General features: G+C 73.7%; 13 protein-coding genes. 7 read left to right on the forward strand and 6 right to left on the reverse strand.

Annotated elements, in window-relative coordinates:
• Positions 1 to 144 precede the first annotated feature (144 nt).
• Together ACOJTC_RS01840 and ACOJTC_RS01845 are read right to left on the reverse strand one after the other, a co-directional pair.
• On the reverse strand, positions 145 to 528 hold the full coding sequence (locus tag ACOJTC_RS01840; RefSeq protein ID WP_088646491.1) for an FKBP-type peptidyl-prolyl cis-trans isomerase: 384 nt from the start codon (positions 526 to 528) through the stop codon (positions 145 to 147).
• Between the two features lie 235 nt (positions 529 to 763).
• The gene (locus tag ACOJTC_RS01845) at positions 764 to 1,330 is read right to left on the reverse strand and encodes a DoxX family membrane protein (RefSeq protein ID WP_204922889.1); all 567 of its coding nucleotides are present in this window, start codon (positions 1,328 to 1,330) and stop codon (positions 764 to 766) included.
• 226 nt (positions 1,331 to 1,556) lie between these two features.
• On the opposite strand from ACOJTC_RS01845, the gene ACOJTC_RS01850 reads away from it, so the two are divergent.
• Positions 1,557 to 2,246, forward strand: coding sequence for a CBS domain-containing protein (locus ACOJTC_RS01850; RefSeq protein WP_377686637.1), 690 nt, complete (start codon positions 1,557 to 1,559; stop codon positions 2,244 to 2,246).
• Positions 2,247 to 2,276: 30 nt separating this feature from the next.
• Here the strand turns inward: ACOJTC_RS01850 and ACOJTC_RS01855 are convergent, their stop codons facing one another.
• Together ACOJTC_RS01855 and ACOJTC_RS01860 are read right to left on the reverse strand one after the other, a co-directional pair.
• On the reverse strand, positions 2,277 to 2,993 hold the full coding sequence (locus ACOJTC_RS01855) for a helical backbone metal receptor (protein WP_420115491.1): 717 nt from the start codon (positions 2,991 to 2,993) through the stop codon (positions 2,277 to 2,279).
• Between the two features lie 18 nt (positions 2,994 to 3,011).
• Entirely contained in the window at positions 3,012 to 4,121 is a 1,110-nt protein-coding gene (locus ACOJTC_RS01860) for a DICT sensory domain-containing protein (protein ID WP_420115492.1), read from the reverse strand.
• Positions 4,122 to 4,263: 142 nt separating this feature from the next.
• On the opposite strand from ACOJTC_RS01860, the gene ACOJTC_RS01865 reads away from it, so the two are divergent.
• Together ACOJTC_RS01865 and ACOJTC_RS01870 are read left to right on the forward strand one after the other, a co-directional pair.
• On the forward strand, positions 4,264 to 5,136 hold the full coding sequence (locus ACOJTC_RS01865; RefSeq protein WP_204922886.1) for a hypothetical protein: 873 nt from the start codon (positions 4,264 to 4,266) through the stop codon (positions 5,134 to 5,136).
• A 321-nt stretch (positions 5,137 to 5,457) separates the two neighbouring features.
• Entirely contained in the window at positions 5,458 to 6,765 is a 1,308-nt protein-coding gene (locus ACOJTC_RS01870; protein ID WP_420115493.1) for a hypothetical protein, read from the forward strand.
• Between the two features lie 217 nt (positions 6,766 to 6,982).
• Here the strand turns inward: ACOJTC_RS01870 and ACOJTC_RS01875 are convergent, their stop codons facing one another.
• Entirely contained in the window at positions 6,983 to 7,330 is a 348-nt protein-coding gene (locus ACOJTC_RS01875; protein WP_145922814.1) for a histone-like nucleoid-structuring protein Lsr2, read from the reverse strand.
• Positions 7,331 to 7,573: 243 nt separating this feature from the next.
• Here ACOJTC_RS01875 and lon point away from each other — a divergent pair, with 243 nt between their 5' ends.
• Together lon and ACOJTC_RS01885 are read left to right on the forward strand one after the other, a co-directional pair.
• Positions 7,574 to 9,910, forward strand: a complete 2,337-nt coding sequence (lon, locus tag ACOJTC_RS01880; protein ID WP_420115494.1) for an endopeptidase La — start codon at positions 7,574 to 7,576, stop codon at positions 9,908 to 9,910.
• A 131-nt stretch (positions 9,911 to 10,041) separates the two neighbouring features.
• The gene (locus ACOJTC_RS01885; protein ID WP_420115497.1) at positions 10,042 to 10,407 is read left to right on the forward strand and encodes a DoxX family protein; all 366 of its coding nucleotides are present in this window, start codon (positions 10,042 to 10,044) and stop codon (positions 10,405 to 10,407) included.
• A 56-nt stretch (positions 10,408 to 10,463) separates the two neighbouring features.
• On the opposite strand, the gene ACOJTC_RS01890 is transcribed toward ACOJTC_RS01885, so the two are convergent.
• The gene (locus ACOJTC_RS01890) at positions 10,464 to 12,182 is read right to left on the reverse strand and encodes a DEAD/DEAH box helicase (protein ID WP_204922882.1); all 1,719 of its coding nucleotides are present in this window, start codon (positions 12,180 to 12,182) and stop codon (positions 10,464 to 10,466) included.
• 99 nt (positions 12,183 to 12,281) lie between these two features.
• Between ACOJTC_RS01890 and ACOJTC_RS01895 the strand changes: the two genes are divergently transcribed.
• A complete protein-coding gene (locus tag ACOJTC_RS01895) occupies positions 12,282 to 12,809 on the forward strand; it encodes a 2'-5' RNA ligase family protein (RefSeq protein WP_420115495.1) in 528 nt (175 codons plus the stop codon).
• Positions 12,810 to 12,924: 115 nt separating this feature from the next.
• Entirely contained in the window at positions 12,925 to 15,183 is a 2,259-nt protein-coding gene (locus ACOJTC_RS01900; protein ID WP_420115496.1) for a glycoside hydrolase family 9 protein, read from the forward strand.
• The last annotated feature ends 24 nt before the right edge of the window (positions 15,184 to 15,207 follow it).

Consider the following 15,207-nt stretch of genomic DNA (forward strand, 5'->3'; position numbering starts at 1 on the left):
GACCGGGGCAGCACCGGAGTCGGGCGACCAGGGCGGCACCGGGGTCCGGCGGCCGGGCCGTGCGCCGTGGGGCCCGGCGACCGGGCCGCGCCACGGAGTCCGGCGGGTGGGGCCGCCGGGCGGTGCCGGCGACCCCGACCGGCGTCAGCGCACGCCGAGCAGGTCGACGACGAAGACCAGGGTCTCGTTCGGCTTGATCACGCCGCCCGCGCCCCGGCTGCCGTAGCCCAGGTGCGGCGGGATGGTGAGCCGACGGCGACCGCCGACCTTCATCCCCACCACGCCCTGGTCCCAGCCGGCGATGACCTGACCGCCGCCGAGCGGGAACTCGAACGCCTCGCCCCGGTTCCAGGACGCGTCGAACTCGCGGCCGGTGGAGTGGGACACCCCCACGTAGTGCACGTTGGCGAGCTGGCCGGGACGCGCCTCCGGGCCCTCCCCGACGGTGATGTCCTCGATCACCAGGTCGGCCGGGGCCGCACCCTCGATCGGGCCGATCTCCGGCTTGCCTGCCTGGGGCGTGTTCATCTGCTGTTCTCCTCTGTCGTCACCCGATCGTCCGGACGGTGTCGATCCTGCCCGATCGCGAGCGCGTCGGCTGCCGCGGGCCCCACCGACCGGGCCCCGCGCGTCGCGGGACCCGGCCCGGCCGTAGCCGCCGTACACGTATCCCGCCCGCAGGCCGGACGCGGACGCGGCAGGGGCGCCACCGTGGCGGTGGCGCCCCTGCCGGTCGGTCGACCACCCGGGTGGGTGGGACCTGTCACCTGAGCCAGCCGAACCGGCGGACCAGCGGGAGGGTGGCCCAGACCCGACCGAGGCCGAGGGTGTTCCCCGCGCCGACCAGGGCGAGGCCGGCGAGCACTGCGGCGTAGATCAGGTGGTCGTCCATGAAGGGGTTGTTCTCGGGAGGCAGGACGGCGGTCCACATCAGCACCATGAGCAGGCCACCGGCGACGGCGGCGATCCGCATCCCGATGCCGAGCAGCAGGGCCACCCCGATGCCGGCCAGGCCGATCATGAACAGCCAGTCGGCCCAGGCCGCTCCGGCGATGTCCTGGTAGATCCCCTGGAACGGACCCTTCGCGCCGAAGGCGAGGAAACCCTTGGTCGGGCTGCCGCCGTTGATCCAGGCGTTCTTCGCCGGGGTCTCGTGGCCGAGGCCGAACAGCTTGTCCAGGAAGGCCCAGAGGAAGATCCAGCCGAGGGCCAGCCGGGTTCCGGCCCAGACGTACCGGGCGGCCCGCTGGCGGGTGGTCTCGGTTCCGGCCACCGGTGCGATGTTCCTGGCGGTGGTGTTCCGCTCGATCGTCGCGGTCATGGTCTCCACGTCCCTTCTCTGCCTGGCACCGCACTTCCCGGTGGCAGTTACATTCCACGCCGGTCGGCGCGGTCCCGGCAGGGCCGACCGGTCCGTGCCGGGACGGGACCTAAGTCCCCTGGTACGGGCGTCCGGACGGGACCTTCGGCCTCGGGTCTACCGGTCCACCCGCCCCTGTCCCGGCCGGTCGGCGCGGTCCTAGCGTCGGACGGGAGAACCGGGCGAGGAGGTCGTGATGAGGACGTGGCAGGTGGACGACGTGATGACCCGGGAGGTCGCCACGGTGGGGGAGGAGACCCCGTACCGGGTGATCGTCGACATGCTGATCCGTCGGGGCATCAGCGCCGTGCCGGTGGTGGACGACTTCCGTCGGGTGCTGGGGGTGGTGTCCGAGGCGGACCTGCTGCACAAGGTGGAGCACTCCGGAGCGCAGGAGGAACGTCGGGTCTTCACCGGGCGGCGGCGTCGGGTGTCCCGGGAGAAGGCCGGGGCGCTGCTGGCGAAGGAGCTGATGACGGCCCCGGCCGTCACCACCTTCCCGGGTGCGTCGCTGCCGGCGGCGGCCCGGCTGATGGACCGGGAGGAGGTCAAGCGGCTGCCCGTCCTGGACGACCTGGGCCGGCTGGTCGGCATCGTCACCCGCAGCGACCTGCTGCGGGTGCACCTGCGCACCGACGCCGAGATCCGTGAGGACGTGGTGCAGGAGGTGCTGCGCCGGGTGCTCGCCGTGCGGGACGGGCTGGTCACCGTGCAGGTCCGCGACGGCGCGGTGCGGTTGGACGGCCGGCTGGACCGGCGGACCGCCGCCGAGCTGGCGGAGAAACTCGCCGGCCAGGTCAGCGGCGTGGTCCAGGTCACCAGCACCATCGGGTACGACGTGGACGACGCCGGTCTGACCGAGCGGGGGATCACCCCGGTGGCCTGACCGTCGACGCCGGGGCCCGCCCGGGGACGGTCAGACCGGGGTGGCCAGTTGGGCGGCGAGCAGGGCCGGCGCCTCGGCCAGCGACGGGCCGTACCAGGTGAGGTGGCGGCCGGAGACCAGCGCACAGGGGACGCCGGGGAAGGCGTCCGGCCCGTCGTCGGCGGTGAACGCGTACGGCTCGTCGGGGAGGACCACCAGATCGGGGCGGCGGGCCCGCAGCGCGTCGAGGTCGGGACGCGGATAACGGTCCGGGTCGTCGTCGTACACGTTGACCACGCCGAGCCGGCACAGCACGTCCCCGGCGAAGGTGTCCCCGCCGAGCACCACCCACGGCCGCCGCCACACCGGCACCACGGCCCGCCGCACGGGGCCCGTGCCGGTGGGGGCGGCCCAGGCCCGGCGGGCGTCGCGCAGCCAGCCCGGCTCCCCGGTCACCCCCAGCGCGGCGAGCACCCCGGCCAGCTCGTCGAGGGCCTGCGGCACGGTCCGGGGGTAGGTGACCAGCACCGGAACCCCGGCCGCGGTGAGCGCGTCCGCGTCGGCGCGGCGGTTCTCCTCCACGTTGAGCAGCACCAGGTCCGGCCGCAGCGCCCGGACCCGGTCCAGGTCGGGGTACTTGCTGCCGCCGACCCGGGCCACGTCCAACCCCGCCGGGTGTATGCACCAGTCGGTCGCGCCGACCAGCAGCTCCGGCGCGGTCACCGCCACCGCCTCGGTCAGCGACGGCACCAACGAGACCACCCGCACGTCGTCGTCCTCCCGTCCTCAGTGGGCGGCGCTGGCGACGGTCTCCCGGGCCACCGTCGCCACCGGGACACCCTCCCGGGCCGCCCAGTCGACGGCGTGCCGCACCTCGGCCACCGGCAACGGCCGCCGGTCGGTCACGGTGACCGCCGTGTGCACCGCGAAGGACACGAACGGGTACGACCGGGCCAGCCCGGCCACGCAGTCGTGCACCTGACCGGCCACCGCCAACGCCTCGTCGCGGGTCAACGCCGGCAGTACCAGCAGGTACTCGTCGGCGGTGAGGCGGACGGCCCGGTCGACCGGGCGCAGCGGGGCGGTCAGCGCGGCGATCACGGCCTGCGCCTCGCGGGCGGCGCTGCGTCGCCCGAACCGTTCCGGGGCGCCGGCCGGCTCACCGACGCGCACCCCGATCAGGGCCACCGGCAGGGTGCCGGCGGCGGTCACCCCGTCCATCCCGGTCCAGTGGCGCAGTGCCGGCTCGTCCACCAGCCCCGGCGGGCCGTCCACCGGCTCGGCGTGCCGGCCCGGCCCGCCACGGTGGGCGCGTTCTGCCCGGTCGGCCATCAGCCGCAACGCCGCCTCGGCCCGGCTCTCCCCGGGGGTCGCCGGTAGGTCCCGGACCCGGTGCAGCACCTGGTCGATCGTGGTCAGCGCGACCGGGGGGAGCCGGTCGCCGAGCTGGGTGCGCAGCCGGATCACCTCGTGCAGCGCCTCGTCGCGGCGGAAGCCCCAGCGGCCGGCGAAGAGCCGCCCCTGTTCCAGGGTGTCGGCCGGCACCGCCTCCCGGCGGTCCCGGGCCACCAGGCTCGCCCCGAACCGGGGGGTCAGCGCCACCACGCTCCACTCGCGGGCCAGTTCCTCGGTGTCGTCGAGCGTCACCGGGTACACCCCGGCGGGCAGCTCCGGCGGTGTCTGCCCGACCGACCCGACCACGGTGACCGTCGCGCCGGCCGCGATCCGGGCGTAGCGTTCCCGCTCCCGCAGGAAGTACGGCATCCGCTGGAACAGGGCGATCACCACCAGCGGGCCGTCCTCGGCGGTGGCCAGCGCCGACCGCTCGATGGCGTGGGAGACCGTGACGAGACTCCGCTTGGTCAACAGTTCCGGGGCCGGTCCGTCGTGCAGCACCCCGTGAGCGTAGAGATCGCGCCCGGGGCGCACCAACCGCCTGGTGCCGCGTCCGTCGCCCGAACCGGCGGGGCGGAGATCGCCCTCGACGTCCTAGACTCGGCCGGTCACTTTCGCCTGCCACGGACGGACCGACCCGACGATGACGCGTACCGCCACCGACGACGACGCCCGGCTGCGGCCGGTCCCGTCCGGTGCCGCGCCGCTGTTCGTCCGGGCCGGCCAGGCCGTGTACGCCGCCCGTCGGCTCGGTGACCTGGTGACACGGCGGCCGGCCGGGGTCACCGGGCACCAGTGGAGTTCCGCCCTGCGCGAGGAGTTCGACCACGTCGTCTGCGCGGCCGACACCGGTGTGCCGCTGTTCGCCCTGACCGTCGGCCCGACCGCGCCCCCGGGTTCGGCCGGGCAGCGGGCCGGGCGGATGGCCGCCGCGGTGTGCGCCGCCGTGGGCCTGCCGGTGCTGCGGATCGGCTCGCCGACGCTGCGGGCCGCCGGGCACGGCCGGCGCATCGTCACGTACGTCATCGACGCGCGCGCCTATGCCGCCGGGGCCGCACCGGACGGGTCGGACGACGCCCCGGTGGGTTTCCGGGACATCGTCGGCCGGCTACCGGACGGGCGAACCGGGCCGGTCAACGACCTCGGCTCGTTGTCCCGGGCGGCGGCCGTCGAGGCGTACGTGTCGCGGCGGCTCAGCGATCCGATCGTGCGGGGCTTGCACGTGTTGTGGCGCGACGGGACGGCCGAGGGGTGGAGCTGGGTCGAGGTGCGTCCCGGCCGGTGCCTGGTGGAGCGGGTCACGGTGCACGAGGCGCGGCTGCGCTGCGGGGTGGACCCGGGCCGGCTGGCCGAGGATCTCGCGGCGGTGGCGGTGGGCGAACGGCTCGCCGGGGCGGACAACGCGGAACCGGTCCTGCTCGACCGGGACGAGCTGCGCCGGCAGATCCGCGCCCTGCGGGACCGGCGCGACGAGTTGGGCGCCCCGTTCGCGTTCGAGCACCTCTGCGTGGACTGACCGCCACCGAAACGACCTGCCGCCGAACGACCCGCCGTCATTTTCCGGCGACGGTTGGTGACATTGCGGCCCGCCCGGAAATCGGTCCGGGATTCCTCGATCCGCGTTGAACCTTCGCCGATGCGGGCCCGTACCTAAGCGGGAATGGACAGGATCTTCCCAGCCGCGCCACCCGACGCGGCGGACGGTGCGGAAAGGCATCGTCGGCCATCGACGTGCGACCGGAACGTCGCAGCGTCTCCGGCGGGGGTGACCGACCCGGAAAGGGTCTCCTCGTCGGGGGCGCGAGTCAGGTACCGGATCGAGAAGGAGAGCAATTCGATGCGCAGGTCCACAGGGGCACGCCGGTCTTCCGGTAACGCGCGGAGCAAGCGGCTGCTGGCGGCGGTCGGTGCGCTCGTCGTCTTCGGCGGTATCGCCGCCGTCACCCAGATCTCCTCGGCCGGGGACAAGCCGAGGCAGCAGACCCGCAACGTCTCGTCGGCCTGCGTCGCACCGAGCCCCGGTGCCACCTCGCCGAGCGGGCGCGGCAGCACCACCCAGACGTGGCAGAACGGCAGATGGGTCCGCAACCACTGGGGTGACGGGCAGATGTCCGTCGCCGAGTGCCAGGCCGTCAAGGCCGGCAACGCGCCGGTGACCACGCTGGCCTCGACGGTGGCCTGCCCGGAGGTCACCCCCCGGCTGCCGCAGATCCCGGCCCAGGCCAAGGCCGAGGTGGACAAGGAACTCGCCCTGCTCAAGACCCAGATCGACGACGCCAACAAGCGGTTGGCGGCCGAGGGGCGCAACGGCAAGGCGTTCATCGACAACGCCATCCTCGGCCCGCTGGCCGACAAGCGCCGGTCGGCGCTGAACCGGATCGCCACCGCGATCGGCCGCTTCGCCCAGCGCCCGCAGGGCCTGGAGCAGCTCGCCGGCTGCCAGGTGGCGGCCAACAACGGCGGCAACAACGGTGGTCAGAACGGCAATAACGGCGGCCAGAACGGCAACAACGGGAACAACGGCGGCCAGAACGGCAACAACGGCAACAACGGCGGCCAGAACAACAACGGCGGTAACAACGGCAACAACGGCAACGCGCTGGGCGTGCTGGCCAAGGACTGCGCCAACAGCCGGTTGCAGGCGCACGACGGCTTCCAGAACGGCAACCGGTGCGTCAGCACCGCGTTCGGCGAGGTGGGCGCGGCGGCCAACAACCCGTCGCTGCTGATCACCCAGTTCCCCAACCAGGTGCAGCGCAACCAGGCGTTCACCCTGAAGGTCTCCACCCGCAACCTGGTCCGTGACCGGTTCCTGGCGGCCGGCCAGGGCGGCTACTACCTGGAGAGTTCGGTGCTCAACGGTCAGGGCCTGACCCGCGGTCACTTCCACACCGCCTGCCGGATGCTCCAGAACACCAACCAGGCGCCCTCGAACCCGCAGGACGTGCCGGCGTTCTTCGTCGCCACCGAGGACGGCAAGGGCGGCAACCAGGCCGACGACGTGACCATCCAGATCCCGGGCCTGCCGCAGTCGGGTACGGCGCAGTGCGCGGTCTGGGCCGGCGACGGCTCGCACCGGGTGCCGATGATGGAGCGGGCCAACCAGACCCCCGCCTTCGACGTGGTGCGCATCCGGGTCAACTGACCCGACCGGCAACGACTGCGGGCCACCCCGGGACTTCCCGGGGTGGCCCGCAGTCGTTGCGTGCCCGCCCCGGGTGCGTGCGGCGGGCGGACAGCGTACCGGCGGATGTTTTCGGTGCGGGGTCGTCGGATGGACATTGTGGACACGGCAAAAACGCCGGGGTCACGCTGATATCCCAGCGTGACCCCGGCGTGCCCGTTCGTGAACCGGCCCGCTGTCAGCGGTTCTTCCACGCCTCCACGACCGAGACCGGGATGCGCCCGCGCTCGGAGATTTCGTGTCCGTTCTTGGTCGCCCATTCCCGGATGGCGCGGTTCTGCTCGCGATCCATTCCCGAGACGCCGGGCCGGGCGGGGCGCCGGGCGGGGCGACCGGCCTCGACGGCGCCTCGGCCCATTCGACGGCCAGCGGTGATGTAGGCGTCGAGCGCCTTGCGCAGCACCCCCGCGTTCTCGTCGGAGAGGTCGATGGTGTACGCCGCCCCATCCAGGCTGAACTCGACGGTCCGATCGGCCTTTCCGCCGTCGAGGTCGTCGGTCAGAACGGTGATTACTTTCCTTGCCATCGCCATTACTCCCTGTGGTGATCGGGGTGTGCTAAGAGTTTGACGTATCTGACGGCAAATCCGCAACAATATGCCTCCCTTTCATTTGGCGGGTCGCGCCAATCCTGGGAAATCCGGGTGCGGCCAATGCTGGCCGGCGGTGGCGGTACGGCTGGGATGTGTCCTGAGTCACACGTCGGAACATGGGGCACGGTTTGTGACTTGAGTGAGACACGCTCAACCTCAAGTGATGGCAGGTGCTCGATGGCAACCCTTCCGGTACTTCCCCTGACCGACGTCGTCCTGCTGCCCGGCATGGTCATCCCGGTGACCCTCGACCCGACCACCCAGGCCGCCGTCGACGCCGCCCGGGCCAGCGGCGACAAGACCCTGCTCGCCGTCCCCCGCATCGACGGCGAGTACGGCCCCGTCGGCACGATCGCCACCATCGAGAAGGTGGGCCGCCTTCCCGACGGTGAGCCCGCCGCCGTGGTGCGTGGCCTCGCCCGCGCCCGGATCGGCTCCGGCGTCCCCGGACCCGGCGCGGCCCTCTGGGTGGAGGCCACCCGGCTCGACGAACCCGCCCCCGCCGGCCGCGCCCGTGACCTGGCCCGCGAGTACCGCGCCCTGATGACCTCCGTGCTCCAGCAGCGGGGCGCCTGGCAGGTCATCGACGCGATGGAGCGGATGACCGACCTGTCCGAACTCGCCGACGCGGCCGGTTACGCGCCCTGGCTCAGCCTGGCGCAGAAGACCGAACTGCTCGCCGCCCAGGACGTCACCGCCCGGCTGGAACTGCTCGTCGGCTGGGTGAAGGACCACCTGGCCGAGCAGGAGGTCACCGAGCAGATCAACAGCGACGTCCGGGAGGGGCTGGAGAAGTCCCAACGGGAGTTCCTGCTCCGCCAGCAGCTCGCCGCGATCCGCAAGGAACTCGGCGAGGACGAGCCGGACGGCTCCGCCGACTACCGCTCCCGGGTGGAGTCCGCCGACCTGCCGGACAAGGTCCGCGAGGCGGCGCTGCGCGAGGTCGGCAAGCTGGAGCGGGCCAGCGACGCCTCACCCGAGGCGGGCTGGATCCGCACCTGGCTGGACACGGTGCTGGAGATGCCGTGGAGCACGCGTACCGAGGACAACACCGACCTGACGGCGGCGCGGGCGGTGCTCGACGCCGACCACGCCGGCCTGGCCGACGTCAAGGACCGCATCCTGGAATACCTGGCGGTGCGCAACCGGCGTGCCGAGCGCAACCGCGGGGTGGTCGGTGGCCGCGGCTCCGGCGCGGTGCTCGCCCTCGCGTGCCCGCCCGGGGGCGGCAAGTCCAGCCTCGGCGAGTCGGTCGCCCGGGCGCTGGGCCGCAACTTCGTCCGGGTCTCCCTCGGCGGCGTCCGTGACGAGGCCGAGATCCGCGGCCACCGGCGCACCTACGTCGGCGCGCTGCCCGGCCGGATCGTCCGCGCGCTGCGCGAGGCCGGCTCGATGAACCCGGTGGTGCTCCTCGACGAGGTCGACAAGCTCGCCGCCGGGTACGCCGGGGACCCGGCCGCCGCCCTGCTGGAGGTGCTCGACCCGGCCCAGAACCACACCTTCCGCGACCACTACCTCGAAGTCGACCTCGATCTGTCCGACGTGCTCTTCCTGGCCACCGCCAACGTGGTGGAGACCATCCCCGGCCCGTTGCTGGACCGGATGGAACTGGTCACCCTGGACGGGTACACCGAGGACGAGAAGGTCGCCATCGCCCGCGACCACCTGCTGCCCCGGCAGCTCCAGCGGGCCGGCCTGACCGCCGACGAGGTGACCGTCACCGACGAGGTGCTGGCGTTGATCGCCGGTGAGTACACCCGCGAGGCGGGTGTCCGGCAGCTCGAACGGGCCCTGGCGAAGATCCTGCGCAAGGTCGCCGTGGCCCTGGCCACCGACCCGACCCCGGTCCGGGTCGACACCGACACCCTGGCCCGCTACCTGGGCCGGCCGAAGTTCACCCCGGAATCGGCCGAGCGCACGGCGGTGCCCGGCGTGGCCACCGGCCTGGCCGTCACCGGCGCCGGCGGCGACGTGCTCTTCATCGAGGCCACCAGCATGGACGGTGAGCCGGGGCTGACCCTCACCGGGCAGCTCGGTGACGTGATGAAGGAGTCCGCCCACATCGCGCTGTCCTACCTGCGCGCCAACGGGCGGCGCTACGGCCTCGACCCGAACGTCCTGGCCGGACGCCGGATCCACCTGCACGTGCCGGCCGGTGCGGTGCCCAAGGACGGCCCGAGCGCCGGCATCACCATGGTCACCGCGCTGGCGTCCCTGGTGACCGGCCGACCGGTCCGGCCCGAGTTCGGGATGACCGGTGAGGTGACACTGTCCGGCCGGGTACTGCCCATCGGCGGGGTGAAGCAGAAGCTGCTCGCCGCGCACCGGGCCGGCCTGACCGAGGTGATCATCCCGGCCCGTAACGAGCCCGACCTCGACGACCTGCCCACCGAGGTGCGCGAGGCGCTGACCGTGCACACCCTGGCCGACGTGGCCGACGTGCTCGCCCTGGCGTTGCGCCCGGCCGAGATCGACGCGGACACGCTCGGCGGTCGACCGGTCGGCGCCGCCTGACCGGAACCCACCCACGGCCCCCGACGTCGCGCCCGGCGTCGGGGGCCGCTGCGGCCCCGTAATCTGGACCCCTCCCGTTTCCCGCGTCCGCCACCGCCCGGTGGCACCCCCGGAGGCGACCACCCGTGAACATGTTCCTGTGGATCGTGCAGATCCTGCTCGCCGCGCTCTTCGCCGGCGCGGGACTGACCAAACTCATCCAGCCCAAGGAGAAGCTGCTCGACCGGATGGCCTGGGTGCGGAACACCCCGCCGCTGCAGGTCAAGGCGCTCGGCGCGGCCGAGGTGCTGGCCGCGCTGGGGCTGGTCCTGCCCGGCCTCACCGGCATCGCCACGGTGCTCACCCCGCTGGCCGCCGTCGGGCTGGTCATCGTGATGGTCGGCGCGGTCGTGGTGCACGCCCGCGCCAAGGAACACCCCGGCACCGCGCTGACCGTGGTGCTGCTGGTCCTGGCGGCGATCGTCGCCTGGGGCCGGTTCGGGCCGTACCCGCTCTGACGAACGCGACCGGCCCGCGCCCCGTCGAGGGGGTGCGGGCCGGTGTCGCGTCCGGGTCAGCGCCCGTCGACGCCGCGGTCGCGGCGTACGGTCGCCTTGCGGCCCTTGATGGTGCTGTTGCGCAGCCCGGCGATCACCTCGTCGGCGACGCCCTGCGGCACCTCCACCAGCGAGAACCGGTCGGCGATCTCGATCGAGCCGATGTCCCGGCCGCTGACCCGGGTCTCCCCGGTGATCGCGCCGACCAGATCCTGCGGGCGGACCCCGGCCCGGCGGCCCAGACCGATGAAGACCTGCGCGGTGCCGCCCGTGCGGGGCCGGCCACCGCCGCGCCGCTCCCCGCCCCGGCTGTCGAACCCCGGCCGGGCCTCGCGGGGCGGGCGGACCGCCACCTGCGGGATCTCCTCCTCGTCGTCGGAGCCCGGCAGGGCCGCCTCGTGGGCCAGCTTGACCGCCGCCAGCGCCACCTCCATCAGGTCGAACTCGTCCGACAGCGACTCGACGATCACCCGGAACGGGTCCAGGTCGTCCTCCAGCAGGCTCTCCCGCAGCGCCGCCTGGGTCAGCGCCAGCCGCCGGGTGCGCAGGTCGGCCACCGTCGGGATCTTGTCGATGGTGATCCGCTGGCCGGTGACCCGCTCGATGGTCTTGAGCATCCGGTGCTCCCGGGGCTCGGCCAGGGTGATCGCCACCCCCTCCCGGCCGGCCCGGCCCACCCGGCCGATCCGGTGCACGTACGACTCCGGCGCGGACGGCACGTCGTAGTTGACCACGTGGGTGAGCTGCTCGACGTCCAGACCCCGGGCCGCCACGTCGGTGGCCACCAGCAGGTCGGCGGTGCCGGCGCGCAGCCGCCCCATCACCCGGTCCCGCTGCTCCTGGCTCATCCCGCCGTGCAGCGCCTCGGCCCGGTAACCCCGCCCGTTCATCGTCTCGGTGAGCCGGTCGACCTCCTCCCGGCTGCGGCAGAAGACGATCGCCGCCGTCGGGGACTCCACGTCCAGCACCCGGCCCAGCAGCGCCGGCTTGTGCGCCCGGCTGACGATGTAGGCGCTCTGCCGTACCCGGGGGGCCTCGCCGGCCACCGGCTGCTCCCGCCCGATCTGGATGCGCTCCGGGTCGGTCAGGTGCTGGCGGGCCAACCCGTCGATCCGGGCCGGCATGGTGGCCGAGAAGAGCACCGTCTGCCGCTGCGCGGGCGCGTGCTCCAGGATCGCCTCGATGTCCTCGGCGAAGCCCATGTCGAGCATCTCGTCGGCCTCGTCCAGCACCACCGTGGCCAGCGAACCCAACCGCAGGGTGCCCCGGGCGATGTGGTCCAGGGCCCGGCCCGGGGTCGCCACCACCACGTCCACGCCCAGGTCCAGGGCGCGTAGCTGGCGGCCGATCGGCTGGCCGCCGTAGATCGGCAGCACCCGGGCGCCCAGGTCCTTGCCGTAGCGGTGGAACGCCTCGGAGACCTGCACGGCCAGTTCCCGGGTGGGCACCAGCACCAGCGACACCGGGTCACCGCCCTGACGGTCCTGCGGCATCCGCTGCAACAGGGGCAGGGCGAACGCGGCGGTCTTGCCCGTACCGGTGGCCGCCTGCCCGAGCAGGTCCCGTCCCGACAGCAGCAGGGGGATCGCCTCCCGCTGGATCGGGGTCGGCTCCTCGTAGCCGAGCGCGGCGAGGGCGCCCAGCAGCTCGGCGCGCAGCCCGAGATCCACGAAGGCGGGCCCGCCGTCGGAGTCGTCGGGCGCGGAGAGGTCGGTCGGTGTGGGTGCGGAACTCATGACCAAAGTTTTCCATCACCCCGGTCGGGCCGTGCCGCCGACCGGCCCCACCGTGCCGACCGGCACAGCCGGGCCCGCCCGCCGGTTAGCCTGACGGGCGTGCGTACGGTGGAACTGCTCTGCTGCCCGGCGCTGGAGCGGACGGTGCGGGCCGCCTGGGACCGGCTGGCCGCGGCGGGGCTGCCCAGCCTGGCCCGGCACGGCCACCCGACGAACCGGCCGCACCTGACGCTGGCCGCCGTCGAGGCGTTCCCGCCCGGCGCGGCCGACCGGCTCGCCGCCCTGTTCGCCACCGCGTTGCCGCTGCCGGTCACCCTGGAGCGGGTGACGGTGCTCGACGGCAGCGCCCCGCTGGTGTGGCTGGTCCGGCCCGGCCCGGCGCTGACCGCCCTGCACGCAGCCGTCTGGGCGGCACTGGACGGCGCGGACGGGCAGCGGCCCTGGCACGCCCCGGGGAACTGGGTGCCGCACCTGAGCCTCGCGCTGCGCTTCCGCGACCACGACCGGCGGCTGGCCCGCGCCCTGGTCGGCGGGGAGCGGCCGGCGGGCACCCTCGTGGCGGCGCGCAGCTACGACGGCGACACCCGGACCGTCCGGCCGTTGGGCGGTGACTTCCCGGCGGACTGACGGTGGTCTATGGTGGGCGGAGCGCTCCCGTCGACGGTCCATCCGACCGCCCGGCGGATCACTGCTGCGCCGGTCCGGTCGGATGGTCACTGCCATCCCCACCGGAAGAGGCCCCATGCCCCAGCATCCCCGACGGCGTCCGGTCGCGCTCGCGGCTGCCGCCCTGCTCGCCCTCGGCGGGCTCGCGGCCGTGCCGCAGCTCGCCTCCGCCGCCCCCGACCCCGGCTCACCGGTCAAGGTCAACCAGGTCGCCTACGTGCCAGGGCTGCCCAAGCAGGCCACCGTCGTGAACTCCGCGAACTCCCCGCTCGGCTGGACGCTGCGCAACGCCGGCGGCGCCACGGTCGCCTCCGGGCAGACCACGGTCCGGGGCACCGACGCGCTCTCCGGCGACCCGGTGCACATCGCGGACTTCTCGGCCTACGACACCCCGGGCGCCGGCTACGTGCTGTCGGTCGGCGGGAGCAACAGCTACCCGTTCGACATCTCCGCCGACCCGGTCCGCCGGCTGCGCGGCGACTCGCTGGCGTTCTTCTACCACCAGCGCAGCGGCACCCCGATCGACGCCCAGTACGTCGGCTCCCGCTACGCCCGCCCGGCCGGGCACGTCAACGTCGCCCCCAACCGGGGGGACAACAACGTGCCGTGCCGCACCTCCTGCGGTTACACCCTGGACGTGCGCGGTGGCTGGTACGACGCCGGTGACCAGGGCAAGTACGTGGTCAACGGCGGCCTGTCCACCTGGCAGCTGCAGAACATCTACGAGCGCACGCTGTACGTCAGCGGGGCGGACCGGTCCGCCGTCGCCGACGGCACGCTGGCCATCCCCGAGCGGTCCAACGGGGTGCCGGACGTGCTCGACGAGGCCCGCTGGGAGTTGGAGTTCCTGCTCAAGATGCAGGTGCCGGACGGCCGGACCAACGCCGGCATGGTCCACCACAAGATCCACGACCAGAACTGGACCGCCCTGCCCACCCGTCCCGAGCTGGACAGCGAGCCCCGGCTGCTGTCCCCGGTGAGCACCGCCGCCACCCTCAACATGGCGGCGGTGGCCGCCCAGGCGTCCCGGCTGTGGAAGCCGTTCGACGCCGCCTTCGCCTCCCGGGCCCTGGCCGCCGCCGAGAAGGCGTACACCGCGGCGAAGGCCAACCCGAACCGGCTCGCCCCCGCCACCGACAACACCGGCGGCGGCGCGTACGAGGACAACACCGTCACCGACGAGTTCTACTGGGCGGCCGCGGAGCTGTACGCCACCACCGGCGCGACCGGCTACCGCAACGACCTGAGCAGCTCCCCGCACGCCCGGGGCGCGGGCTTCACCCGGGGCGCGTACGACTGGAGCTGGACCGCCGGGCTGGGCGACACCACCCTGGTGCTGGTGCCGACCGGCCTGCCCAGCGGCGACGTGAGCGCGATCCGCTCGGCGATCGTCGGTTTCGCCGACCGGATGCTCAGCCAGATCGCCAACCAGGGCTACCCGGCCCCGGGCAGCGGCAACGGCACGTACTACTGGGGTTCCAACGGCGCGGTCGCCAACAACGCCAACGTGCTCGCCCTGGCCTACGACCTGACCCGCACCACGAAGTACCGCAACGGGGCCTTCGCCGCCTACGACTACCTGCTCGGCCGTAACCCGCTCAACCAGTCCTACGTGGCCGGGTACGGGGACAAGCCGGTGCGTAACCTGCACCACCGGTTCTGGGCCAACCAGAACGACGGCTCGCTGCCGACCGCGCCGCCCGGCTCGCTCTCCGGCGGCCCGAACAGCGAGTTGCAGGACCCGGTCGTGCAGGCCCAGCTCGGTGGCTGCAAGCCGCAGAAGTGCTTCATCGACGACATCGGGGCGTACTCGGTCAACGAGGTGGCGATCAACTGGAACGCGGCGCTGGCCTGGCTGGTGCACTGGGCGGCCGAGCAGGCCGGCACCGGCAGCGGCCCGGACCCGACGCCGACCCCCACGGTGACGCCGCCGCCGACCACCACGCCGCCCCCGCCGACCACCACGCCGCCGCCGACCACCACGCCCCCGCCGCCGACCACCACGCCGCCGCCGGCCGGCGGGTGCGCGGTGACGTACTCGGCGAACAGCTGGAGCACCGGCTTCACCGGCAGCGTCACGCTGGCCAACACCAGCGCGGCGGCCTGGTCGTCGTGGCGGTTGACCTTCCGGTTCACCGGTAACCAGCAGATCAGCCAGGGCTGGTCGGGCCGGTTCAGCCAGAGCGGCAGCGAGGTCACGGTGACCAACGAGAGCTACAACGGCGCGGTCGCGCCGACCGGCTCGGTCAACCTCGGCTTCAACGCCACCTACAGCGGCACCAACGCGACCCCGACCGGGTTCGCGGTGAACGGGACGGCCTGCACCCTGCGCTGACCCACCCGCACCGGGCCGCCCGTC

This window comes from Micromonospora sp., assembly GCF_048594385.1.
Lineage (GTDB): Bacteria > Actinomycetota > Actinomycetes > Mycobacteriales > Micromonosporaceae > Micromonospora > Micromonospora wenchangensis.